Genomic DNA, 22,443 nt, shown 5'->3' on the forward strand with positions numbered 1-22,443 from the left:
CTTTGCGATAGGTCATCGTTCTTCCTTTCCGGCAGGGATGCAGCGGGCTGTGCGGCACGCCAAGTTGATGGGTCGAAGTCCGCTGCGACGGGGAGCGCACCCCGGGTGAACCTTCACGATGTCGGCTGGTAGCCGCGCTGATCCACTGCCGGGTCATATACAGCCGCCGTATATTTCGGGGATGGAGCCGGAGCCGAACGTGTGGGCACACCCAGGTCTACGAGCTGCTGCGGCGGCGGAGGACTGGCCTACGGTATTGAGGACTTGGCGTGCCCTGACCCGCACCAACCAGAGCAAGCTCGGTGCGCTCGTCGGGTTGTCGCAGCCGGACGTCTCCGCGATCGAGAACCGTCGCCGGATGGTGACTTCGGTCGAGGTGCGACAGCGCATCATCGAGGGACTGGACATCCCTGCTGAGGTGCTCGGATGCGCCGACATGGAGATGCCGCTCCCATCGCTGCTTCTGCCCGAGGCAGTTGCCGACCCGGCAATGAGCCACGTGCGGCGTGTTCGTGAAGACGGCATGCGGTTGGATGTGACTTCGCTGGGCGCAATGGAGGGTCTGCTCGCAGCGCACCGCAGGGCCGAGGACACCCTGGGCTCGCGCGTCATGAACGGGGTCGTCGCCGCGCAGTTCCAGGAAGTGGCGGGCCTGTACGACCAAGCTCGGGGCCCGCTCGCGGACCGGCTGGTGAAACTGCTGGCGGAGTACGCGCAGTTCCTTGCGTGGATGGCACAGGATCAGGACAACGCCCCGGCGGCACTTGGGTGGTTCGACCGCTCCTACGACTGGGCGTTGGAGTCCGGTCATGGCGACATGGCCGCCACCACGATGAGCATGAAGGCCCACCTGGCGTGGTCGGCGGGGAAGGGCCTGCGGTGCGTCCGCCTCGGCGAGGCCGCCGCCTCCATCCCGGGAGCGAGTGAGGCGACGCGCGCCATGGCGATCCAGATGGCCGGGCGTGGCCATGCACTCGAAGGCGACGCCAGTAATGCGCATCGCAGGCTGGATGAAGCCCAACAGATCATCGCTAACGCCGACGACGCCCCGCCCTGGCTGTACTTCTACGACGAGTCATGGTTCTCGGCGCAACGAGGCATGGCAGATGCGCACTTGAAGGACTGGACAAGCGCTGTTGACAACTTGGTGGCGGGGCTCACTGGCTTTGCATCAACTTTCCGGCGAGACCGGGCCTGGTATGGAGCCTGTCTCGCCCACGCTTATGCAGGTGCGGGAGAGGCTGAAGCAGCTCTGGAAGCGGCATTGGCGATCACCAGCGACGCGTCCGAGATCGGCCGTCCCCATGCATGGGGCGAGTTGCACACTGTGGCTGCGCTGTTGCTCCGGCGTGGAGCGCAAGAAGGGCGCACACTCGTTGATGCCCTCGCCGAGTTGGACTGAGCGAACTGGCTATCGAACTCGGTGAGCACATCGAAGAGTTCAGCCTGAACTCTGTCAGGACAACGCTGCCGAGTCCCATGCCTCAAGCGCTCAGCTAACCTTGCCCCGGGCGGCTCGCCACGCAGCGAGGAGCGCACTCTCCTTGTCCACTGCAAGGCCGATGTGAGCCGCCCGTTTATGCTCCACAGCGGCCCCGCCTGCCACCATCCAAGCCCAGGTGTCCGCCACCGTCTCCGCCAACGGCCGACAGACCAAGCCCGCTTCCTGCGCTCGTTCGGCGGACACCTGCCAGGTACCCGGGTATGTGCGCCACAGTGGCAACTCGGTCCACTGCTTGACACCATGGCTGATCAGGAACTCACTGGCCACCCACTCCAGCGCGGCGTTCGCCGGACGCACTTCGGAGAGACAAGCGGTCAGGAGCCCTTCCATCGTGGCGTGCCGAGTCGGAGCGGCGACGTTGAACACCTCCGCCCCCTCGGCCATGGCAGCACGATGGCAGGCAAACCGCGCCACATCCCGCACGTCCACAGGCTGGATCTGCTGCTCGGGCAGACCAGGGGCCAGGATGTTCCCGCCCTGCTGTACCCGACGCAACCACCAAGGAAGCCGCCCGACATACTCATGGGGGCCAAGGATCACCCCTGGGCGCAGGATGGTCAGCTTCTCCTCGAGGTGATGCTGTGCCGCTGTCTCGCACGCCGCCTTGTCGACGCCATACGGCACGTTGACGTCACCGGGCATCCCCGGCGCCGGTTCGGCTGCTGCCAGAGTCGGCTTGTCTTCATCGAGAGGCGCAAGTGGCCACCCTGCGTAGACCGACACCGTGGAGACGTAGACGTACCGCTGAGTGGCGCCGGCCAGCAACCGCGTTGCAGCGTGCACGGATTCAGCGGTCATGCCGGAGGTATCCACAACGGCTTCCCATGGCCCGGCCTTGGCCAGGCGTTCCAGGTCTCCCACGTTGGTGCGGTCTCCACGAACGGAGTGCACCCCTTCAGGATCCCAGGCAGACCGGCCCCGGTTGAAGACCGTCACCTCCCATCCCCGGAGCAAGGCCTCCTCGGCGATCGCTCGCCCAAGGAAGTGCGAACCGCCCAGCACCAGCATCGTCATCGTCATGCGGCCGATCTCCAGTTCCTCAGCGTCAGGCGGTGACGACCAGCTTCTCAAAACCGACGGGCTGCTCCTGGATCGTCTTCAGCCACCAGGTTGGCGCGAGGGCCGAGTTCGCCCACACTTGACCGCTCCCGGTGAGCGAGTGGCGCATTTCGCATAGTGGCAAACGAACGGTCACGTGTTCCCATAAATCCGTGATCGCCGACGCGGCGGTCCCAGTCCTAGGTGGGAAGTGATCACATGCTCCGTGTGTTACGCGCCCTCGGCCTCGCCGCCCTCGCGGCGAGCATGTCCCTCGTCGCAGCCCCGGCCGCGAACGCCGAAACGACGCTCACGCCCGTCGGCGGCGGCTCCGGGATCGTCTTCCAGACCAACCCGGGTGCGGCAGTGCCCGAGTACGAGGGATGCACCCTGACCGCGGTCGGCCGCGACAAAGCCGGGAACCTGGTGGGCCTGACCAACGCCCACTGCTTCACCGATGCCCAGGACAACAAGCAGGTAGGCAACAGGGTTTACCTGGACACCTCGCCCTCGGGGACGGCGTTCAGCCCGGCTCCGAACGGCAGCCCCGACCTGAAGGCCGGGCCCATCGGCACGGTGGCCTACGTCGGCACATCCAGCCACGTGCTCGGCGGCGGGCCCGAGGGCCTGGACGTCTCCGTGATCAAGCTGGACGAGTCCAGAGTCACCCCCACCGACACCATCGGCGGCGTGACCATCAAGTCCATCGGAGCCCCGCCCGCCAACGGGGTCCGCATGTGCAAGCAGGGCCACGCGACCGGCCTCACCTGCGGCATCAAGCTGGGCACCCACGACATCTGGTTCACCCACCTCATCTGGACCTGGGCCGGTGACTCCGGCTCCCCCGTCGTCGACGGCACGACGCTGGTCGGCAACGCCTTCGGCGTGCAGCACAGTTCGCCGATCCTGGACATCATCGACGAACTGAACGCCCACGATGTCGTCGGCGCGGGATTCCACCTCGCGTACTGAGCCAATCCCCGGCTGCTCATGACGACTTAGCAGCCGGGGACTCAACTACGCGCAAAGGTGTTTCAGCGCCGTCTCCAGCGCGTCCTCAGCGGCAACCGCCACGTCAGGCTCGACGCCAACGCCCTCCCAGTTGGTGCCGGTGACCGGGTTGATCGAGCGGGCCGCCGGCACAGTCACCGTCACATGCGGCGCAACAGGAATACGAGCCGTCGGGTGGGCGCCACCGCGCGTCGTCTGCCCGACCAGCGTCGCACGCTTGAGCACCTTCAGGTTGTACGACAGCTCCTCCCCGCCGGAGAACGTGAAGTCGCTGGTCAGCACCGCCACCGGCCGGTCCGAATAGCGCGGCGCGGCGAGGTGCCCAAGAGTCCAGTACTGGCGGGTGGAGTCGGTGGCCCGGTCGTAGATGTCGTTGAGGTGCACCTCGTCGTCAGCGAAGAAGTAGCTGCACCACAGCTGCACGCCATCCGGTGAACCGCCGCTGCACTGCCGCAGGTCGATGACCAACGCCTCGGTGGAAGCGACCAGTTGCATAGCGGCGGCGATCGCGGGACCACCCACCCCGGCCGGGGGAATCATGCGCAGATCGAGGTAGCCGATATTGCCGTCGAGCTGCTCCGCCCGCCGGATTCCGTAGTTCTTCTCCCGTGCGTACCGTTCGAACCGGGCCCGGGCGACGTCCTCCGGCTCCTCGTCCATCGACTGCGGCTCCTCGCTCCACAGCAGCCGCAGATGCTTGTCCGGGCACACCTCCTGCAAGTCCTCCGTGACCCGCTCGCACAGCCCCCGCCCGTCCAGGCCCTCATAAGCGCCTTCCGCCAGCCGGTTCCGGATCGCCGCTTCAATGGCCGCCGTCTTCTCGGGGAACACATAACCGGCGGTGATCCGGGCGAGGGCGGCGTCGAGTATCGCTTCATGAGTGATCATTCGCGCGATCGTAGGTCAAGGCCGAACCGATGCCCAGCGGTTTCTCAGCACCGGGTGGCGCCGGGGTCGCGCAGTCCATAGCCACCCCCCGCTACAACCACCGCACCTCGTACGGCCCCAGCGAAACATCACGTCCGCCCACCTTCACCACCGCCCCCCGGTCCCGCGTGTTGATCACCAGCATCGTGCTGTCGGACGCCAGCGCCCGTACCCCGTCGCCCCCGTCGCCCTCCACGGACGGCACCCGCACCTTCACCCCCGGAGGGAACGCCTTGCCGAAGCGGGTCAGGAGGTCGAGCATCGGCAACGGCCCGCCCCCACCCGCCTGTTGCGTGCCGTTCCACAGGCAGCCCGCGCAGGCACCGCCGCCGCCCTCCTCCGGGTTCCAGCAGAAGGCGATGGAAGAGGCCGACGGCGAGCAGCTCCGGCCGTGCTCCCCGGTGATGCCGATACGCCACACCGCGCAAACCGGTTCAGTGGTTCAGTGCTCTGTCGGTGGCAGTAGCAGGGAGCGTCCAGGAATGGGACTTGGGCTTCTGCCTGCTCAGGGTGTGCCCCCCGCTGGGGTCCACGGTGAGTTCATAGGAGCCTGGTCCGGGACGGCCGTCGGTGATCCATGTGGACAGCAGCGAGCACCGTTCCTCCCACAGTGGCTTCGGTCCGCCCTGTTCGATCCGTGCACTGCTGCCGGATCCCTGCGGGGTGATGCGTGCCCAGGACCCAGTGGGCGGGTGAAGCAAGCCATAGACGGTGATTCCGCCTTCGGTACTGAGCGACATGCTCAGCACGTCGTGTTGGAGCAGCGCGACTTCGAGGGCCGAGGCGTGGACCAGCGCCTCGTAGAAGCCGTCGGGTACCTCCGCGCTCTGGCTGTGCCCGCTGCCATGGATCACCAGGCTCGTGTACTTCGAGGCCGTCTCGGCGACGTGGTCGACGGTGGGACGGGCGATCATGAACCCGGCCTCCTCCGGAAGATACGCGCCGTGCGCACCACCGTTGTCATCGACGGTCAGGCGCACGATGCCGATGCCGATGTTCGTCACGACGATCCCGCCGGGCCGTACCTGCTTCAACCACGCGGCGGGAATGCGGTGCACGCCGCACGTGGCGAGGATCCCGTCGTACGGGGCGCCGCTCGTCTGCCCGTTGGTGCCGTCGCCGGTGACGACAACGGGTACGTAGCCGATGTCGGCCAGCCTCCGACGGGCCGTGGCGGTGAGCTCGGGGTCGATGTCCACACTGACGACCTGGGTGTCACCGAAGCGGTGGCACAGCAAGGCCGTGTTGTAGCCGGTTCCGGTGCCGATCTCCAGGACTCGGGCGCCTTCGGGGACGGTGAATGTCTCCAGCATCCTGGCCATCAGGGAGGGCTGGCTGGAGCTGCTGACCGAGGTGCCGCCCGCGTCCCGTCGGGTGACGAGGGAGTCGTCGCTGTAGACCTTGTCGTAGAACTCGGGATGGTCCTCGTCGAAGGCGATCAGGCCGTCGGGGGTGCGCACGGAGAACACAGGCACGAACACCTCGCGGGGCACCGTGGCGAACGCGCTCGTCCAGCCCGGGGTGTGCAGGGCACCGGATTCGGTCATGGCATCGGTCATGCGGTGGCGGGCCTGCTCAGCGGTCAGGGTCGTCACGGTTGTCCTTCCAGCACGTCGGCGATCGCGCGGGTGATCGGGTCACGCAGTTCGGGCACGAACCCGTACTGCCCGCCCGGGTTGATGTCGATCAGGGACCAGTCGCGGGTTCCCTGACTAACGAGAAAGTCCAGCGCCACGTACCGCAGGTCCAGCGCATCCATGAGCTGCAAGACACTTTGTTGGATATGAGTGGGCACGCGGCACACGTGGTAGGTGAGCGAGCCGTAGTCACGGCGGAAGTCGATACGGGCCGCATCCGAGCCGGCATGGATCTCGGCCGCGAACATCCGGCGTCCTACAGCGGTCAGACGGACCTCGTACTCCTTGGTGACCCACTGCTGGAACAGGTGCGCGGTAAGCGCCACCGTCTCGGTGATGTCCTCGGCGCTCACGCGGCTGGTCCACACCGCGGTCTGCTCCCCGCCCGCCACACAGGGGCTCGCTGCCCCCAGCGGCTTGTACGCGGCCACCTGGCCGGGCAGGGAGCGGATGAAGTCGCGGACCTCGGCCGGATCGTTGCTGATCAGCGTGCGAGGCACCGGCAGGCCGCAGCGGCGTGCGATGGCGAGGGCGTGCGGGGCGTAGTCGGCGACCGCGTTGCGGTGGGGGTGGTTGACCCAGGTGCAGCGCAGCGAGGACAGGACGCCGCCGAACCCGTGGCGGGCCTCGTCGTATGCCCACCGGGCGTCATCGGCGGACAGGCGGGGATCGAGCTGGAAGGGGCCGGGCCGCCGGTAGTACACGGCCGAGATGTCTTCGAGCCGCAGGTCCCGGTGCTGTCCTTGCCAGATGCCCAGCCAGTCCTCCTCACCCTCGCCAATGCGGGCGGTGATGGCCATCTCCCGGGGGAACTGGCCGGGGTCGAGACGATGGACCGGTATCCCCCGCGCATCCAGCTCGGTGATCACAAGATCGGCGGTGGCGTCCAACAAGGGGCGGGTCAGCACCAGGACCGTCACAGCAGCTCCTCGTCAGTCGGTGTCGTTTTCCTTGTCGGTGGCGACCTGCATGTCCTCCACCGTCTGGCTGACGGTCTGGAACTTCGAGGCCATCGACGGGGCGTTGATGAACGGCTTCCCGTCACGGGTGATGGTGATCTGCCGGCGCGGGCACAGGGACAGGCCCTCGGCCATGCCGTCATCCTCGGTGGTGGTGACGGGCAGGGCGGTAGTCAGACCGAAGGGCCGGACCGTGCCGCTGCCGGGCGAGCGCAGGTCCGGTTTCGGCTTGGGGAACATGGGTGGGGCAAGGCTGCTCACTGCGTCCTCCAAAGGTTGCAGGACCGCCCCAGGACGGGGCGGGGGCTGGTGCTGGTGCCCGCTCCCCTGCCATCTTCTGCCGCCATGCGACCGAAGGGAGCGGGGCCGGTCAAGACACCGTGAGTGCGGTGTCCGCCGCCACCACCGGCGGGAACGTCCCGGCGGAGGCGGAGTCGATGATGTGTCCGGCCTGCGGGCGGATTCTCAGCCGCCCCGGGTCCTCAACGACCCATTCCCGGCCGCCGCCCACCGGCCGCAGGAACACCGCACGGTCAGTGCGGCGGCGGGTGTAGGGGTCTTCCCACTCCCCGATGAACTGCACGAACCCGTCGCGCTCGCTGCCCGGGTCGTATACACGGGCGCCTTCGTGCAGCCATTGAGGAAGCTTGGGCGCGGTCACTCCTCTGCCGCCTCTCCGGCGGACAGGTCCAGGAACGTCTCGACCGTGTCCCGGCTCCAGCCGCCCGGATCCCCGTGCGTCGCGACGGTCGGGGTGAGCGGGTGCTTCGCCTTGAGCTTCTGCTGCAACGTCGACCGCCGCTCCGGCCTCGGCGACGAGGACCCGGATGCGGGCATGGCGGTGCCACGGTTCTTGGGCATGAGGCAGCTCCAACACGAGCGGACTGGTTGGTGACGGCGGACTGTTCGGGGAAGGACCCACTGTCAGGGTGCCGTCCGGGAACACCGTCCCCAGGCGGCTGTCACTGAGTCAACGACGTTGACGGATCTCTGCATATCTGCCAGCGGGTCTGCCATCGTTCTGCCAACGGGGCAGATTGACACAGGGAGTTGAACCATGCTCACGATGCAGGCACCGGAGCTGGGGGCTGTGATCAAGGCGGCCCGGCTGGCCCGTGGCTGGACACAGAAAATCCTCGCTGGCCAACTCAATGGCGCCTCCGGCTGGGGCACCTGCACAGCCAACGATGTCTACCGGTGGGAGACCGGACGGCGAAAGCCCGGCGAGTGGCTGCCGCATCTGGCGGCCATCCTGGGGCTGGACCTCTGTACACCCGATGCAGTCGGCCGGGAGACAATGCGGCCGACGGGAACTATCCCGTACAGCACCCCGGTGAGCGTGGAGGACGATTCCATGAAACGGCGCGCCCTCTTCTCGGTGAGCGCGGCAGCACTGGCAGCTGTCCCGCTGGCCAGAGGACAGCGTGCTGTCGAGGCTCTGGATGTGATCGGCCAGGACAGCCCCGGAGCCATAGCGGACAGCCTCAGCGAATTAGTCGATCATTACTCCCTGGCGGTTTGTACCACGCTCCCCGATACCGCGTACGCCGAGATGTTCGCGGTGCGGTCATACGCAAGCAGATTCCTCAAGAGCTCCAGGAACATTCCACAGCACAAAGACATTTCCCTCGCAGTCGGCTGGCTGTCATGCCTGCTTGCCATTGCCGCGTGCGATGCGGAAGCACATGCGTCGGCACACGTCTGGTGCGCCGACGCTGAACGCAGAAGCCAGGAAGCAAGGCAGCCGGAACTGGCGGGATGGGCCGCTTTGACGCGATCGACGATCGCCTTCTATCAGGGACAGCCGCGACAGTCTGCCCTTCTGGCTTCGAAAGGCCGGGGCGCAACACCGATCGGAACAGCGGTTCACGCCAAGCTGGCAGCACAGGAAATGCGAGCAGCGGCAATGGCCGGTGATGTCAGCCATATGGAAAGCGCCAGGCGCCACGCTGCGAAGGCGTTGACGCGACTTGCTCCCGGCAGCAAGGAGACCGGGGCTTTCTCCGTCGCCCGGGGGGAAGAACCGCCCTACACCGCAACATCCCTGCTGTTGCTGGGACAGTTCCAGGAAGCCGTGTCCGCGACGAACCGGGTACTCCAGACCCTCTACCCGCCCGAGGCACGGCAGCGTGGCGAGCATCCGTCCGGCTACGCACGCGCCTTGCTGATCCTGGGCCTTGCCCACGCCGGGAACGGTGACCTCGATGAGGCTGTCTCCGCAGGCCACGCTGCGCTCACTGGAAAGCGTCCAGCGTGGCCCACACTGGCCCTTGCCGGAAAGCTTGACCAAGCACTAGCAAAACGCTTCGCCAGCGCGCATCAGGCTGAGGAATACCATACCCGGTACGTGGAGGCGTCCCGACGTCTTCAACTGCCGCACCATCCGGAGGAGTTGAATGAGCAGCAATCATCTCAGTAGCGAGCAGATCGACACCTGCACGGCATTCGTGGACATCGAAGCGCCCCCGCCCCCCAACGAGCCGACCGCTCACCTGCTCTTCGGAACGAATCAGCTCCAGCCGGTTGACATCGCGGCCGAACGATACCACCGAGGACTGGCACCACTGATCATCGCGACCGGCGGCGTGAACCGCCACAACGGAATCGTCGAAGGCCGCGAATTCCGCAGGCTCCTTACCGAACGCGGTGTCCCCGACTCTGCTATCAGGTACGAGGACACATCCAGCAACACCTGGCAGAACGTGGAGTTCTCGCTGCGGTTCCTGCGGGAGGCCCTGGACTCCGGTCTGAGGATCACGGCTGTCAGCAAGTGGTACCACCGCCGGACCCTTCATTGCCTCACGACACTGCTGCCCGATATCGGCCCCTTCTACGGCATTTCCTGGGAACCCTGGTATGCGGGAAAGCTCATCACCCGTGCCGACTGGCCCCTCATCCCGGACGGCAAGCGCCGAGTGCTCCGCGAATGGGAAGAGGTATCGAGGCGCGTCGCCGACGGGAGCTTTCACGCCGCAGACCGCGTTGACGGCACGTGGCGCCGCTGACGCGCGCGTCGCCCCCGTTCCGGGCAGGGCCTCGGCGTCAACGTTCATCCCCTGGTCAACCGTGTGTGGATGCGCTCATCCGAAGGCTCTTCCTGGACCGCCCCCGCCGACACCAAGATTTGAGGCCACCCTCTACTACAACCACCGCACCTCATAAGGTCCCAACGAAACGTCGCGCCCGCCCACCTTCACCACCGCCCCCCGGTCCCGCGTGTTGATCACCAGCATCGTGCTGTCGGACGCCAGCGCCCGCACCCCGTCGCCCCCGTCGCCCTCCACCGACGGCACCCGCACCCGCACCCCCGGCGGGAACGCCTTGCCGAAGCGGGTCAGGAGGTCGAGCATCGGCAACGACCCGCCCCCACCCGCCTGTTGCGTGCCGTTCCACAGGCAGCCCGCGCAGGCACCGCCGCCGCCCTCCTCCGGGTTCCAGTAGAAGGCGGCGGAGACGCCGGACTCCGCGAGGTAGGTCATGGCCGTGGCCTGGACGGCGACGCGGTGGGGTTCCGTCCAGCCCTTGCGTTCGTCGTGGGAGTCGGGGGGTTCGACGTACCACTCGGCCCACCACACCGGCAGGCCGGTCGCCTCCTTCAGCCAGGCGGTGGTGTCGGCGAACTTGCGTGTGGCCTGGAACTCGTCGGGGACGAGCAGGTTGCCGTCGCGCGTGTAGCTGGAGCCGTCGACGACGACGAAGTCCGCGCCCGCCTTGTGCTGGTTCCAGTAGTCGACCGCGTCGAGGGAGCGCTGGTCCAGTACTCCCCAGGGGCCTTGCACCACCGAGGAGTTGGAGCCGGATCCGGGGGCGTTGCTGTCCATGACGACGTACGGTCCCCCGACGAGGGCGTCCTTGCGCTCTTTCTTCACCGCCTTGTAGACGAGGTTGTAGAGGTCGGTGTAGCCCTCGTAGTCCCAGCGCTTACGGCCGTCGTCGTAGAAGCCCTTGAGCTCGTTCCACACGATGAAGTGCCGGACGGACGGATAGCGTTTGGCGATGACGCCGGCGAGGTCGGCGAAGTCCTGGAAGTGGGGGCGGTCGGGCGCCTTTTCCAGGGACTGCTTGGACCAGTCGGTCGTGTTCGGGCTGCCGCCCTTCATCCAGTCCGGGGCGCAGCACAGGGTGAGCACGGGCATCCCGCCCGAGCGGCGGATGAAGTCGACGCGGCGGTCGAGGTCGCCGAAGTTGTAGGTGCCCGGTCTGGGCTCGGGGTTGTCCGCGCCCCAGCCCATGATGTGCTGGTTCTGCGGCATGGGGTCGCCGGAGAGCAGCGTGGTCACCGTGTTCTTGGCGCTGTCGTCGCCGAGGTCGGCGCTGTACTGGGTGTGGGTGAAGCCCCAGCCGACGTCGGCCGGGCTCTTGCCGTCGCCCGGTCCGCCGCGGGGGCCGCCGCTCGACTCCCAGCCGCCGATGCTCACCGTGAACAGCAGCGCCAGCGCCGCGGCGACGGCCGCGAGCAGTGCGCCGAACCGCCAACGCCCCGGATTTGACAACGCCCTACCCCCAGCACGACGTCCCATCTCCGCAAGGGTAACGGCGTGGGGTACCGAGTGCGGCGGCTTCGCACCGAAAGGCCGTGATGAACGCTTTCGGCACTCTCGTCCGCCTACGCTCAGTCGTCGTAGACGGCCCGCAGCGCGTCCTGGGCCGTAGCAAGTGCGGCCGCTCGGTCCAGGCCGAGCCGGCGGGCGCGCTCGGCGTACGTGCGGGCCGCCGTGGCGGCCTCGCGTGCGGCCGTGTCGCCCTGGGGCGCGATGAACGTGCCGTGGCGGCCTCGGGTCTCGATCACTCCGTCCGTCTCGAGCGCGCGGTAGGCCTTGGCCACGGTGTTGGCGGCGAGGCCCAGTTGCTCGGCCAGTCCCCGTACGGTCGGCAGCTTGTGGCCCGTGGGCAGGGCGCCGGAGCGGGCCTGTTCCGCGACGGCGGCGCGGATCTGCTCGTAGGGCGGCTCGGACGCGTGCGGGTCGACGGACAGGTGCAAGGCCACGCGGGACTCCCGGCTGGTGGGCGGCGATTGTGGCCCCATTGTCCGCTACCCGTCACAGCACCAGGTCCGTGCCGCCGGCCGCCCGCAGCCAGGTATCGAGGCCGAGGACCGTCTCGGCCGCGACCCGGAACGATTCGGCGGCGCCGTCCTCGAGAGCCGTCTTCATCATCTCGCCGTCGAGCAGCGGCTTCACGGGCGAGTCCTTGTCCGCCGCCACGCGGCGCAGTCCCGTCTGGAGCGCCACCGCGTAGCGCGGGTCCTGGGTGCTCGGGTAGGGGCTCTTGACGCGGTCGGCGACCACGTCGGGGAGCACGTCGCGGACGGCGGCGCGCAGCAGGGACTTCTCGCGGCCGTCGAAGGTCTTCATGGACCAGGGGGCGTTGAAGACGTACTCGACGAGGCGGTGGTCGCAGAAGGGCACGCGCACCTCGAGGCCGACGGCCATGCTGGCCCGGTCCTTGCGGTCGAGGAGCATCTGCAGGAACCGGGTCAGGTGGAGATAGCTGACCTCGCGCATGCGCCGTTGCAGGCCCTCCTCGCCCGGCAGGTGCGGGACTTCGGCGAGCGCGTCGTGGTAGCGGGCCGCGAGGTAGCCGCCGACGTCGATCTTGTCGAGGACGCCCTTGCCGAGGAGCGCGGTGCGTCCGTGGTCCCGCGAGCCCGAGAAGGTGTTCGCGGCGCCCCCGGCGATCCAGGGGAAGGTGTCGGCGAGCGCGGCCTCGGTGTGGAACCACTGGTAGCCGCCGAAGATCTCGTCGGCGGACTCCCCGGACAGAGCGACCGTCGACTGTTCGCGGATCGCCTTGAAGAGGAGGTAGAGCGAGGTGTCGCCGTCGCCGAAGCCCAGGGGCAGGTCCCGGGCGGTCAGTATCGCGTCGCGGTTCTTCTTGTCCATGAGCGCGGCGGTGTCGAGCACGACGTCGTGGTGGTCGGAGCGCACGTGCTCGGCGAGGGCGTGGGCGTACGGGCCGTCGGGGGTGGCCCGCAGCGGGTCCGGGCGGAAGTTCTCGGTCTGGCCGGTGAAGTCGACCGCGAACGACCGCACCGGTCCGCGGCCCGACGCGGCGAGTCCCTTCGCGGCGAGCGCGGTGATGGCGGAGGAGTCGAGCCCGCCGGAGAGCAGGGTGCACAGAGGGACGTCGGCGATGAGCTGGCGGCCGACGATGTCGTCGAGCAGCTCGCGCACCCGGCGGACGGTGGTGTCCACGTCGTCGGTGTGCTCCCGCGCCTCGAGCGCCCAGTAGCGCCTGACGGTCAGGCCCGAGCGGCGTACGCACACGGTGTGCCCGGGGCGCACCTCGAGCAGGCCCTGGTAGACGGCGTGGCCGGGGGTCTTGGCGAACGCCAGGATCTCGGCGAGGCCCTCGGCGTCCACGGAGGGCCGGACGGAGGGGTGGGCGAGGATGGCCTTCTGCTCGGAGCCGAAGAGCACGCCGTCCGGGGTCGGGCAGTAGTAGAGCGGCTTGATGCCCAACCGGTCGCGGACCAGGAGGAGTTCCTCGGTCCGGGGGTTCCACAGGGCGAACGCGTACATACCGTTGAGGCGCTCGGTGAACGCCTCGCCCCACTCGAGGTAGGCGTGCAGCACGACCTCGGTGTCACTGCTGGTACGGAAGTTGTGCCCGAGCGAGGTCAGCTCGGCGCGCAGCTCGCGGTAGTTGTAGACCTCGCCGCTGTAGGTGGTGGCCAGCAGGGTGCGCCCGTCGTGCTCGACGAGCATCGGCTGCTTGCCGCCCTCGATGTCGATGACGGCCAGCCTGCGGTGGCCGAGTGCGGCATGCGTGTCCAGCCAGATGCCCGAGGCGTCCGGGCCGCGGCAGGCCATGGTCTGCGTCATCGCGTCGAGCGTTCCGCGGGCCCTGGTGAGGTCCTGGTCGTAGGAGATCCATCCGGTGATTCCGCACATGGTCGCGGTGTCCCCTTTCGGTAGGCCGCCCCGGGGTCCCCGAAGCGCGGCTCAGCCCCCGTGGTCGCGGTCGGCGTCGTTTCCGTCGGCCGCTGCGGCGATCACGCTACGCCCAAGTAGTTGCATCCACCATCTATGGTCGGTAAAAACCTTTGGATCAGGCCGGATTCTCTGCTTATGGTGCGCAAATGACGTTGATTGTCCGGGACTTCGTCCCCGCCGACGCGGAGCGGACCGCCGAGGCCCGCCGCGCCGCCCAGCCCTTTATGGTGATCACGCCCGAATTGCTCGCCCAGGAAGCCGGCCGGGCCCCCGCCGAAGCGCATTTCCGCCTGCTCGTCGCCGAACTCGACGGCAGAGTGGTGGGCATGGCGCGCACCGGGTTCTACGTCGACGGCGCGGAGCCGGGCCAGGCATTCGCCAACCCCTGTGTGCATCCCGGGTGGACCGGCCGCGGCGCGGGGTCCGCGCTGCTCGCCGCGGCCGAGGAGCACCTGGCGCATCTCGGCGCCCGGTCGGTCTTCGCGTGGACGCTCGACGACGGCCGCTCCCCCGCCTGGGCCGAGCACCGCGGCTACGAGCGCCTCCGCCCGTCCCGCTTCCTCCGCCTCGACCTCGCCTCCGCCGACCTGCCTCCCCGGCCCGAGGCACCGGAGGGCATCGAGCTGCGCACCGCGGCGGACTTCGCCGCCGACCCGTACCCGCTGTACGAACTGGACGCCGAGGTCACCCCGGACGAGCCGGGCGACGTGCCCGCGGAAGCCGTGCCGTACGAGACCTGGTTGGACACCGTCTGGCGGCAGCCCGTCCTCGACCCCGCCCTCACGGTGGTGGCCGTCGAGCGCGGCGGACGGCCCGTCGCCTTCACCCTCGCCCACACCGACGGGCGGGACCGCTATATGTCCGGCATGACGGGCACGGCCCGCGCGCACCGCGGCCGGGGGCTCGCCCGGCTCGTGAAGCACCACAGCCTGGGGCTGGCACGCACCGCCGGATACCGCGAAGCGTTCACCCACAACGATGCCGGGAACGCGCCGATGCTGGCGGTCAACACATGGTTCGGATATGCCCCTGCCATGGACGAGTGGCGCTATGTCCGTCACTTCGGGTGAGCACGGGAGAAACGGGAGAACAGCAATGGCCGTAACGACGCGCGTCGCGCTCGCCACCTCGGACAAGGGGCTGGACGTCGACCCGGATCTGCCGCCGATGCTCGAGGCACTGCGCGCGCGAGGTGTCGATGCCGTGGCGGTGGCGTGGGACGACACGGACTTCGACTGGTCCGCGTGCGCGGCCGTGGTCATCCGCTCCACCTGGGGCTACCACGACCGGTGCCCGGAGTACCTGGAGTGGACCGCCGCGGTGGCTTCCGTCACCCGCCTCCACAACCCGGCCGCGCTCGTGCGCTGGAACACGGACAAGCGGTATCTGCGGGAACTCGCCGAGCGCGGCGTGCCCGTCGTCCCGACCCGGTACATCGCCCCGGGCGAGAACGTCGACCTCCCCGGGGGCGGTGACTTCGTCGTCAAACCCACCGTCTCCGCCGGCTCGCAGGACAGTGCCCGCTACACGCAGCACCAGGCCGGCCCGGCCGCGCGCCATGTCGCCGCGCTGCATGCCGCGGGCGCGACCGCGATGGTGCAGCCGTACCTGCGCCGGATCGACGAGGGCGAGCGGGCGCTCGTCTTCCTCGGCGGGGCGTTCAGCCATGCCCTGCGCAAGGGGCCGGTGCTGACCGAGGCCGGGGTCATCGACAACGACCGTGCCCCGCACCCGGACCTGGTGCCCCACGAGCCGTCGGCCGCCGAACTGGCCCTGGCGGACGCGGCGCTGGCAGCCGTGCCGACGCGCGACGCCCTCCTGTACGCGCGGGTCGACATGGCGGTCGGCGACGACGGGGCGCCGGTGCTGATGGAGCTCGAGCTCGTGGAGCCCCACCTGTTCCTCACCCACAGCGAGGACGGCCTGCGCCGCTTCGCGGACCTCGTGGAGGCGCGGGCGTAGAGATCTAGGGATTGGGCCGCGCCCCCAGCGGTCTGCAGCCGTTGCCCACGACGCGGTCGGGGACCCTGGCGTGGACCTCCTGGCAGTACATCGTCCGCCCCGTGTTCCTGATGGTGATGAAGGCCTTGAGCTGGACGCCCGAGGCCTTGGCGCCCTTGAGTGCCGTGCAGCGGCCCGTCGCGTGCATCTCGTTCTCGGGCGGGACGTCCCAGAACACGTACCAGGGCTGGGTGGGGTCGAACTCCCCGAGGTTGATGTCGCAGGTGTAGCCGGGCTTCGCCGCGTGCGGCCAGCCGGCGCCGAGGGAGCCTAGTGCCAGGACGGCGGCCGCCATGGGGGCCAGGGTGTACCGGATGCGCATGGTGGATCCCTCCTGCGGGCGGACGTCCCCACCTCACACGGTCGGGGGCGTGCCGCCGGGCGGCAACCGCAGACGGGCCGACAGGGGGATCACCCCACGTAGTGGAACGTCGGTTTCGGGTGCATCAGGAAGTCGTGGTGCGAGATGTTCCACGCGTACGCCCCGGCCATCGCGAAGGCGATGCGGTCCCCCGCGCGCAGCCGGGCCACCGGGACGCGGCGGGCCAGGACGTCCTTGGGGGTGCACAACTGGCCGGTGAGGGTGACCGGTTCGCCGTGGACGGCGGGGCGGGGCCGGGGGTGGGGCCAGGGGTCGGCGGGGAGCACCGTGAAGGGCTGGTCGTGGTTCTTCGCGGCCGGGGTGCGCAGGTGGTGGGTGCCGCCGCGCAGGATCGCGAAGGCCTCGCCGTGGCTGTGCCGGACGTCGAGCACCTCGGTCACGTACGTGCCGCAGTACGCGGTGAGCGAGCGGCCGGGCTCGATCCGCAGGGTGAACCGCGGGTGGCGGGCGGCGAGTTCGCGCAGGCCACGGCCGTAGGCGGGCCAGTCGAAGCGGGCCAGTGGGCGGGCGTAGTCGACGGCCATGCCGCCGCCGACGTCGACCTCGGTCAGGCCGAGGCCGTGCCGGGTGTCGAGGTCCCGGGCCCAGTCGGCGACGCGGGCGGCGACGGCCAGGTGGGCGGGGGCGTCGAGGCCGCTGGCGAGGTGGGCGTGGATGCCGCGCAGGCGCAGGCGGCTGTCGCGCAGCAGGGGCAGGCAGGCCTCGGCGCGGTCCGGGTCGAGGCCGAAGGGGCCGGGGCGGCCGCCCATGACGAGCGCCGCGCCGTCGATGCCGTCGCCGATGGGCAGGTTGACGCGGAGCAGGATCTCGGCGGCGGCGTCGAGGGCGAGCAGCATGCGCAGTTCGGTCTCGCTCTCCACATGGATGCGCTCGACGCCCAGCCGCAGGGCGAGCCGGAGTTCGTCCTCCGTCTTGCCGGGGCCGCCGAAGGCGAGCGGGAGGCCGGGCACGGCGGCGCGGACGTGGGTCAGCTCCCCGCCCGAGGCGGCCTCGTACCCGGTGACGTACGGGGCGAGGGCTCGCAGAACGGCGGGAGCGGGGTTGGCCTTGGCCGCGTAGTACAGCTCCACGCCGTCGGGGAGCGCGGACCGTACGGCACGGGCGTGCCCGGCGAGGTCGCGCAAGTCGTGTACGTAGGCGGGCAGTTCACCGGCTGACAGCAACGGGATCACGGCGTGGCGCTCCAGGAGGCGGGGGAACCGGCGAGCACGGACAGGAGCCCCGAGGCGAGGGGCGAGGCGATGCGGACATAGCCGGCGTCCCGGTCGGCCTTGCGTTCCCACCGGGTCAGCAGGTTGGCCTTGGCGGGCAGCGGCACTCCGGCGGCCAGCGCCCGCAGCGGCGGCGGATCGCCGTGCGCGGCGGCGCATGCGGCGAGCACCCGGCGCACGGCGGACCACAGGCGCGGCTCGAGGCGCGGGTACAGGTCGGCGAGAGCGGCGAGCATCTCGGCGACGTGGTTGACGAGCAGGCAGTAGACGACCCGGTCCCAGCCGCGCCCGGGGCTGTACGCCACGGCGCGGGCGACGTCCCCGGGGAGCGCGGCCAGGGCGGCGGCGTGGTGGCCGGGGAGCAGCTTGGTGCCCTCCAGGTCGCGGAAGAGGACCTGCCGGGGCGTACCGTCCCCGTCGACGCCGATCACGACGTTCTGCAGGTGCGGTTCCAGGGCCACTCCGTGGTCGAAGTAGGCGGCCAGCACGGGCGGGACGAGCAGGCGCAGGTAGGTGTCCCACCAGTCGAGGGCCTCGCCCGGGCCGGCGACGGCCGGCAGCCGGGCGAGCTGCGCCGGGCCGGTGGGGTATTCGTCGGCGACGGCCGCCGCGAGCAGGCCGGTCAGGCCGGGGGCGAGCCGGGCCCCGAGCCCCTCGCGGACGATCACGCCGAAGCCCTCGGCGAGTTCGCGGCCCCCGAGGCCGAGCGTGCGGTACGCGGGCTCGCGCAGCAGCCCGGCGCCCGGGAAGCGGGCGGCCAGGTCGGCGGCCACCGGCTCCAGCAGCCGGGTCAGGGCGACGGCGCCGGTCAGTTCGTACTCGGCGTTCTTGCGCAGGCAGTTGGTGATGCGGATGTTCAGGCTGAACTTCAGGAAGGTACGGCCGTCGTAGAGCGTGCGCACCGAGGCGGTGGGGGCGAAGTCGCCGCCGCGCGGCCCGAGATCGAGGACGTCGCCGCGCCGCAGCGCGGCCCGCAGGGCGGGGTGGTCCCGCAGCATGGCGTACTGCCAGGGGTGCACCGGCAGCAGGACGTAGCCGTCCGGCACCGCGCCCTGGCGGTCGAGCGCGTCCAGCGCGCCCGGTGCGGTGCTGTCCTGCCGTACGTACGCCCTCCGTACGGCGAGGTGGCGCAGGGCGAACCGGGCGCGGGCCTCGGGGGCGTAGCGCTCCCAGTCCTCGGGCGTGCCGGTGCGGGCCTTGGGGGTGGGGTGGAAGCGGTGGCCGAAGAGCAGGGACTGCTCGGAGTCGAGATAGGCGTCGCCGACGGAGGCCTCGCGGGGGCGGGCGGCGAGTGCGGCGCTCACTCCCGCGTGGCTGGCGGCGACCTGGCCGAGGAACTCGTCGTTGCGGACGCCGGTGCGCAGCTCCAGTTCGCGGTGGATGTGCTCGGCCAGGGCGGGCCAGGGCAGTTCGGCCCAGGAGCCGTCGTCGCGCCGGCCGAAGGCAGGCCCGGTGAAGCGGTGGGCGCCTATCAGGGAGGCGCGGCGCAGCGCGATGCGCAACAGAGTGCCGCTGCGGGGCAGTCGCAGCAGCAGCCGTCCGTCGGCGACGGCGGTCTGGTGCTCGGGACCGGAGACCTCGCGGAGCAGGCAGTTGAGCAGGGTGTGGGCGACGGCGTGATCGGCGGAGACGAGGGCACGGACGGAGGGCGGCGAGGACATGACGGCGACTCCAGCGGATGCGGGGGCGGGGGCAGGCGACGGAGGCGGGCGGGGGCTCCTTCAACGCGGCGTGCTCGTCAGGTAGTTGGGCCCGTCCACATAGTGCTTGTTGATGTCGGCGGCGCCGGAGCGCTCCTTGCTGAGCAGCGTTCCCGCCGTGACCATGGCCTTGACCGGCAGCCGGCGGGCGTGCAGCACCCGGGCGCGCAGCACGGCAGCGGCACCGGGGGTGATGCGGGCGGTGGCCGCGTCGAGGCGGTCGCGGAGGCGGCCGAGCGACGCGGCCAGCGGTATTCGGCCGAGCCGGTCCAGCTCGAAGGCGAGTGCGCCCGCGCACAGGTGCACGGTGATGGTCGCGAAGACGTCGGCGAGCGGCCCGTCGCCGCCCACCACGACCCGCGGGTCGTCGAAGCCGAGCAGGCGCGCGGCCTTCCCGCCCAGTCGGGCGGCGAGGCGGGCCGGGTACACGCGCGGCGAGTCGTTGTCCTTCAGCAGCAGACGCAGCCGGGTCCGGCGACGACCGTCCTCGTCCGGGCCGTCCTCGTCCAGCACCTGGTCCAGCACCACAGAGATGTTCTGCTGGTGGGACTCGAGGGCGATGCCGTGGTCGAAGAGCATGGTGTGCCAGTCCAGCAGCAGCTCCAGGAAGGCGTCGAGGAAGGCGGTGAGCGATCCGCCGTAGTAGCGCTCGGCGAGCGCGTCCGCGACGAGGGTGCCGTCGGGCGTACGGGCGAGCAGCGCGGCCACGGGCACCACGTGGGCGCGGTGCAAAGCAGCCGGGTAGCGGCGTACGAGGACGGCGAGCAGTTCGTGGCCCGCGTCGAGGTGGGTGCGTTCGTCGGCGAGGAGGACCGTGTCCGCGAAGCGCGGCTCGTGCGCGACGACCTCCTCGAGCAGCCGCTGGGCCACCTCGCCGTCGACGAGGCTGCCCGGCTTCATGGTGCGCCTGTTGCGCAGGCCCAGCGTCGAGGTGACGAGCGGGAGTTTGAGGTGCGTACCGGGATCGTCGGCGACGGCCACCGTGCGCATCGACAGCGTCGGGACCACGTCCAGCCACGCCTTCTCGGCCGTCCGCGCGTCCGCCCCGAGCCCGGTGTCCCGCAGCGCCCCGGCGAGCGGCGCGCCCGCCGTGAGCGGGTGGACGGGCAGCGCGAGGTGGGTGCCATCGAGGTCCGGCAGCCCGAGCGCGCCCGGCGCGGGCCACCACTGCGGCAGCGCGTCGTGCGGGCCTCGCACGGCTTCGCGCGGGAGCGCGAGCCAGCGCAGGGCGAAGCACGGATGGAACTCGGGCGCGTAGGGCAGGAGTTCGCGCTCGCCGAGCCCCGCGCGGGCGTGGCCCGTCGGGTAGAGGGGGTGGTCCCGGAAGGCGGCGAGCGTGTCGTACGCGACGGCACCGCGCAGCCCCGTCCAGGAGGCCGTGCCGGTCCCGTACTCCGCGGCCAGCCGCTCGGCGACCGCGCCGCGCACCCGCCGGTGCAGCCGCCGTACCGCCAGCTCCTCGGCACACTCCGTGACGAACGCGTCGAACCCGGCCCGGTCCCCCGGCCCGACCGCCGCGCGCAGCCGCTCCAGCACCGGCCGCAGCCCGGTCACCACCGTGCCGTCGGCGGCCATCAACAGCGGCTTGCGCGACCGCACTTCGCACTGGAACCCGTCGGGCCCGACCGGCAGCGACAGCGCCTCGCCCATGGCGGTGAGCCGGAGCCAGTCGCCGTCGGGGCGGTGCTCGGTGCGCGCCGTGCTGCGCAGCCCGTAGGCGTCCTCACGGAGCAGGGTGTCGAGGACCCGGGCGAGGAGGCCGTCCTCCACCGCGTCGGTCACGGTCGGGCTCATCAGGTGATCTCCCATCGCCGGGAAGCCAGGAACTCCGCGACGGCGCGGTCGATCCGGCCCTCGTCGGTACCGGTCGCCCGCAGCGCGCCCAGGTAGTCACGGTTGGTGCGGTAGAGCGGGTGTTTCTCGCCGATCCCGCGCAACGGCCGGTAGGCGAGCCGTACTCCGTCGCGCTCCGTGTCGCTCGCCCCGGGCGCGGTCACAAGGGTGCCGCCGCGCCCGGCACACACGTACTCCATACGTACCCTGCCGTCGGTACGCGCACCGAGATCGGCGGGCAGCGGCTCGCCGAGATGGGTCCGCAGGATGTGCTCGAAGAGCGGTATGCCGAGTGCCTCGGCGAGCGCGAGGTCGCACCGGTCGCCGATGGCACGGTAGTTGACCTCGATGATCCGGGCCCGCTCGCCCTGCACCACGTACTCGGTGTGGCACACCCCGAACCCGACGCCGAGGGCGATCAGCTGCTCGACCACCCGTGCCGTGTGCGGCTGTGGCGGCTCGGGCAGCAGGTCGAGCCGTTCCTCGACGAAGTGCGGCGGCGGGGAGAGCGTGGTGCGGAACGAGCCGAGGACGTGCAGCGTACGCGCATCGCCGAGCGTCTCGAGGGTGTGCAGCGGCCCGGCGAGGTACTCCTCGATGACGAGCGCCTCGCCGGGGCGGTGATCTCTTGTCCGGCGCACGGTGTCGGCGAGTTGGCGGGCATCGCGGACGAGGACGACGTCCTCGCTGGCCACGCCCTCGCGCGGCTTCACGACGCAGGGGAACGGCACCGGCCCCGGCTCTTCGCCCGCCGCGAGCTCGACGCACCGGACGAAGTCCAGCCCCGCCTCGGCGAGGCTGCGGCGCAGCTGGGCCTTGTTCTTGGCGCGGAACGCGGCCCGCCAGTCCTTGCCGGGGAGGCCGAACCAGTCGGCGGCGAGGGCGGCTTGGGTCTGGAGGTGGTCGCTGTTGGTGAACACGGCGTCAGGCCGTCGCTCGATGCCGAGTACGGAGATCCGCCCTATGACCTCACGGAAGTCCCGCACTTCACAGGGGATGACGTCGATGTCCGCGCCCCAGCGCGCCGGTTGATCGGTGAGCACGGTGACGGCCAGCCCCAGGCGGGCGGCGGCGGGCAGGAAGCCCTCGGTGACGGAGTCGGTGGGGTTGAGCGCGAGGAGGTACAGCCGCTGCACGGAACCGCCGCCCTTCGGGTGCGCGAGGGGTCACCCGAGGATCGCAACACCGGCGGCTGTCACGTGCAACGGCATGGGGAGGAGCGACGCATCCTATGTACCGCGTTGGGCTCTTCGATGTCTTTGCGGGAGATCCACCCGATTGAGTCAACGGAGCCCGCATCGGCCC

Annotated in this window: 23 protein-coding genes; 6 read left to right on the top strand and 17 right to left on the bottom strand. The window is 70.2% G+C overall.

Going from position 1 to position 22,443, the window contains the following annotated elements; genetic code table 11:
• Positions 1–181: 181 nt before the first annotated feature.
• Positions 182–1,402, top strand: coding sequence for an NsdA family TPR-like regulatory protein (locus tag ACV530_RS02080; RefSeq protein WP_494330434.1), 1,221 nt, complete (start codon positions 182–184; stop codon positions 1,400–1,402).
• A 90-nt stretch (positions 1,403–1,492) separates the two neighbouring features.
• Here ACV530_RS02080 and ACV530_RS02085 read toward each other — a convergent pair whose 3' ends face one another.
• Both ACV530_RS02085 and ACV530_RS02090 read right to left on the bottom strand, forming a co-directional pair.
• Positions 1,493–2,524: an NAD-dependent epimerase/dehydratase family protein gene (locus ACV530_RS02085; RefSeq protein ID WP_494330435.1), complete on the bottom strand. Its 1,032-nt coding sequence runs from the start codon at positions 2,522–2,524 to the stop codon at positions 1,493–1,495.
• Between the two features lie 25 nt (positions 2,525–2,549).
• Positions 2,550–2,672, bottom strand: coding sequence for a hypothetical protein (locus ACV530_RS02090; protein WP_494330436.1), 123 nt, complete (start codon positions 2,670–2,672; stop codon positions 2,550–2,552).
• Between the two features lie 89 nt (positions 2,673–2,761).
• Here ACV530_RS02090 and ACV530_RS02095 point away from each other — a divergent pair, with 89 nt between their 5' ends.
• Positions 2,762–3,514: a trypsin-like peptidase domain-containing protein gene (locus ACV530_RS02095; RefSeq protein ID WP_494330437.1), complete on the top strand. Its 753-nt coding sequence runs from the start codon at positions 2,762–2,764 to the stop codon at positions 3,512–3,514.
• Positions 3,515–3,559: 45 nt separating this feature from the next.
• Here ACV530_RS02095 and ACV530_RS02100 read toward each other — a convergent pair whose 3' ends face one another.
• The 7 genes from ACV530_RS02100 to ACV530_RS02130 form a co-directional block, all read right to left on the bottom strand.
• Positions 3,560–4,441, bottom strand: a complete 882-nt coding sequence (locus ACV530_RS02100; RefSeq protein WP_494330438.1) for a S41 family peptidase — start codon at positions 4,439–4,441, stop codon at positions 3,560–3,562.
• Between the two features lie 91 nt (positions 4,442–4,532).
• On the bottom strand, positions 4,533–4,901 hold the full coding sequence (locus ACV530_RS02105; protein ID WP_494330439.1) for a hypothetical protein: 369 nt from the start codon (positions 4,899–4,901) through the stop codon (positions 4,533–4,535).
• Between the two features lie 13 nt (positions 4,902–4,914).
• Positions 4,915–6,075, bottom strand: coding sequence for a methyltransferase domain-containing protein (locus tag ACV530_RS02110; RefSeq protein ID WP_494330440.1), 1,161 nt, complete (start codon positions 6,073–6,075; stop codon positions 4,915–4,917).
• On the bottom strand, positions 6,072–7,037 hold the full coding sequence (gene tgmB / locus ACV530_RS02115; protein WP_494330441.1) for an ATP-grasp ribosomal peptide maturase: 966 nt from the start codon (positions 7,035–7,037) through the stop codon (positions 6,072–6,074). Before tgmB ends, ACV530_RS02110 begins: the two co-directional genes overlap by 4 nt.
• Before the next feature lie 12 nt (positions 7,038–7,049).
• The gene (gene tgmA, locus ACV530_RS02120; RefSeq protein WP_494330442.1) at positions 7,050–7,337 is read right to left on the bottom strand and encodes a putative ATP-grasp-modified RiPP; all 288 of its coding nucleotides are present in this window, start codon (positions 7,335–7,337) and stop codon (positions 7,050–7,052) included.
• Between the two features lie 109 nt (positions 7,338–7,446).
• Positions 7,447–7,737 carry a hypothetical protein gene (locus ACV530_RS02125; protein WP_494330443.1) on the bottom strand — a complete coding sequence of 97 codons (291 nt, stop codon included), beginning with the start codon at positions 7,735–7,737 and terminating at the stop codon, positions 7,447–7,449.
• Positions 7,734–7,937 (bottom strand): hypothetical protein, encoded by a 204-nt coding sequence (locus tag ACV530_RS02130; RefSeq protein WP_494330444.1) that lies wholly within the window; start codon positions 7,935–7,937, stop codon positions 7,734–7,736. Before ACV530_RS02130 ends, ACV530_RS02125 begins: the two co-directional genes overlap by 4 nt.
• A gap of 196 nt (positions 7,938–8,133) precedes the next feature.
• Between ACV530_RS02130 and ACV530_RS02135 the strand changes: the two genes are divergently transcribed.
• Both ACV530_RS02135 and ACV530_RS02140 read left to right on the top strand, forming a co-directional pair.
• Entirely contained in the window at positions 8,134–9,495 is a 1,362-nt protein-coding gene (locus ACV530_RS02135) for a helix-turn-helix domain-containing protein (protein ID WP_494330445.1), read from the top strand.
• Positions 9,473–10,081 carry a YdcF family protein gene (locus tag ACV530_RS02140; RefSeq protein WP_494330446.1) on the top strand — a complete coding sequence of 203 codons (609 nt, stop codon included), beginning with the start codon at positions 9,473–9,475 and terminating at the stop codon, positions 10,079–10,081. The genes ACV530_RS02135 and ACV530_RS02140 overlap by 23 nt, the downstream gene beginning before the upstream one ends.
• 135 nt (positions 10,082–10,216) lie before the next feature.
• On the opposite strand, the gene ACV530_RS02145 is transcribed toward ACV530_RS02140, so the two are convergent.
• The 3 genes from ACV530_RS02145 to asnB form a co-directional block, all read right to left on the bottom strand.
• The gene (locus ACV530_RS02145) at positions 10,217–11,596 is read right to left on the bottom strand and encodes a xylan 1,4-beta-xylosidase (protein ID WP_494330447.1); all 1,380 of its coding nucleotides are present in this window, start codon (positions 11,594–11,596) and stop codon (positions 10,217–10,219) included.
• A 92-nt stretch (positions 11,597–11,688) separates the two neighbouring features.
• Positions 11,689–12,063, bottom strand: a complete 375-nt coding sequence (locus tag ACV530_RS02150) for a GntR family transcriptional regulator (RefSeq protein WP_494330448.1) — start codon at positions 12,061–12,063, stop codon at positions 11,689–11,691.
• Positions 12,064–12,115: 52 nt separating this feature from the next.
• Positions 12,116–13,969, bottom strand: coding sequence for an asparagine synthase (glutamine-hydrolyzing) (gene asnB, locus ACV530_RS02155; RefSeq protein WP_494330449.1), 1,854 nt, complete (start codon positions 13,967–13,969; stop codon positions 12,116–12,118).
• A 188-nt stretch (positions 13,970–14,157) separates the two neighbouring features.
• Between asnB and ACV530_RS02160 the strand changes: the two genes are divergently transcribed.
• A complete protein-coding gene (locus tag ACV530_RS02160; protein ID WP_494330450.1) occupies positions 14,158–15,081 on the top strand; it encodes a GNAT family N-acetyltransferase in 924 nt (307 codons plus the stop codon).
• A gap of 25 nt (positions 15,082–15,106) precedes the next feature.
• On the top strand, positions 15,107–15,973 hold the full coding sequence (locus ACV530_RS02165; protein ID WP_494330451.1) for an ATP-grasp domain-containing protein: 867 nt from the start codon (positions 15,107–15,109) through the stop codon (positions 15,971–15,973).
• A gap of 4 nt (positions 15,974–15,977) precedes the next feature.
• On the opposite strand, the gene ACV530_RS02170 is transcribed toward ACV530_RS02165, so the two are convergent.
• The 5 genes from ACV530_RS02170 to ACV530_RS02190 form a co-directional block, all read right to left on the bottom strand.
• Complete coding sequence (locus ACV530_RS02170; RefSeq protein WP_494330452.1) at positions 15,978–16,334, bottom strand: hypothetical protein; 357 nt, start codon at positions 16,332–16,334, stop codon at positions 15,978–15,980.
• An 89-nt stretch (positions 16,335–16,423) separates the two neighbouring features.
• Positions 16,424–17,566, bottom strand: coding sequence for a type III PLP-dependent enzyme (locus ACV530_RS02175; protein ID WP_494330453.1), 1,143 nt, complete (start codon positions 17,564–17,566; stop codon positions 16,424–16,426).
• On the bottom strand, positions 17,563–19,266 hold the full coding sequence (locus ACV530_RS02180; RefSeq protein ID WP_494330454.1) for an IucA/IucC family protein: 1,704 nt from the start codon (positions 19,264–19,266) through the stop codon (positions 17,563–17,565). Before ACV530_RS02180 ends, ACV530_RS02175 begins: the two co-directional genes overlap by 4 nt.
• Before the next feature lie 60 nt (positions 19,267–19,326).
• Entirely contained in the window at positions 19,327–21,099 is a 1,773-nt protein-coding gene (locus tag ACV530_RS02185; protein WP_494330455.1) for an IucA/IucC family protein, read from the bottom strand.
• Positions 21,099–22,274 (bottom strand): ATP-grasp domain-containing protein, encoded by a 1,176-nt coding sequence (locus ACV530_RS02190; protein WP_494330456.1) that lies wholly within the window; start codon positions 22,272–22,274, stop codon positions 21,099–21,101. Before ACV530_RS02190 ends, ACV530_RS02185 begins: the two co-directional genes overlap by 1 nt.
• Between the last annotated feature and the right edge of the window lie 169 nt (positions 22,275–22,443).

It is taken from the genome of Streptomyces sp. SX-6 (genome assembly GCF_059089585.1).

What these genes read in the sequence shown, in the direction of transcription:
- ACV530_RS02080 (WP_494330434.1), top strand. Translation starts at nt 182, where the DNA reads ATGGAGCCGGAGCCGAACGTGTGGGCACACCCAGGTCTACGAGCTGCT.
- ACV530_RS02085 (WP_494330435.1), bottom strand. Translation starts at nt 2,524, where the DNA reads ATGACGATGACGATGCTGGTGCTGGGCGGTTCGCACTTCCTTGGGCGA.
- ACV530_RS02090 (WP_494330436.1), bottom strand. Translation starts at nt 2,672, where the DNA reads ATGCGCCACTCGCTCACCGGGAGCGGTCAAGTGTGGGCGAACTCGGCC.
- ACV530_RS02095 (WP_494330437.1), top strand. Translation starts at nt 2,762, where the DNA reads ATGCTCCGTGTGTTACGCGCCCTCGGCCTCGCCGCCCTCGCGGCGAGC.
- ACV530_RS02100 (WP_494330438.1), bottom strand. Translation starts at nt 4,441, where the DNA reads ATGATCACTCATGAAGCGATACTCGACGCCGCCCTCGCCCGGATCACC.
- ACV530_RS02130 (WP_494330444.1), bottom strand. Translation starts at nt 7,937, where the DNA reads ATGCCCAAGAACCGTGGCACCGCCATGCCCGCATCCGGGTCCTCGTCG.
- ACV530_RS02135 (WP_494330445.1), top strand. Translation starts at nt 8,134, where the DNA reads ATGCTCACGATGCAGGCACCGGAGCTGGGGGCTGTGATCAAGGCGGCC.
- ACV530_RS02140 (WP_494330446.1), top strand. Translation starts at nt 9,473, where the DNA reads ATGAGCAGCAATCATCTCAGTAGCGAGCAGATCGACACCTGCACGGCA.
- ACV530_RS02145 (WP_494330447.1), bottom strand. Translation starts at nt 11,596, where the DNA reads ATGGGACGTCGTGCTGGGGGTAGGGCGTTGTCAAATCCGGGGCGTTGG.
- asnB (WP_494330449.1), bottom strand. Translation starts at nt 13,969, where the DNA reads ATGTGCGGAATCACCGGATGGATCTCCTACGACCAGGACCTCACCAGG.
- ACV530_RS02160 (WP_494330450.1), top strand. Translation starts at nt 14,158, where the DNA reads ATGACGTTGATTGTCCGGGACTTCGTCCCCGCCGACGCGGAGCGGACC.
- ACV530_RS02165 (WP_494330451.1), top strand. Translation starts at nt 15,107, where the DNA reads ATGGCCGTAACGACGCGCGTCGCGCTCGCCACCTCGGACAAGGGGCTG.
- ACV530_RS02170 (WP_494330452.1), bottom strand. Translation starts at nt 16,334, where the DNA reads ATGCGCATCCGGTACACCCTGGCCCCCATGGCGGCCGCCGTCCTGGCA.
- ACV530_RS02180 (WP_494330454.1), bottom strand. Translation starts at nt 19,266, where the DNA reads ATGTCCTCGCCGCCCTCCGTCCGTGCCCTCGTCTCCGCCGATCACGCC.
- ACV530_RS02185 (WP_494330455.1), bottom strand. Translation starts at nt 21,099, where the DNA reads ATGAGCCCGACCGTGACCGACGCGGTGGAGGACGGCCTCCTCGCCCGG.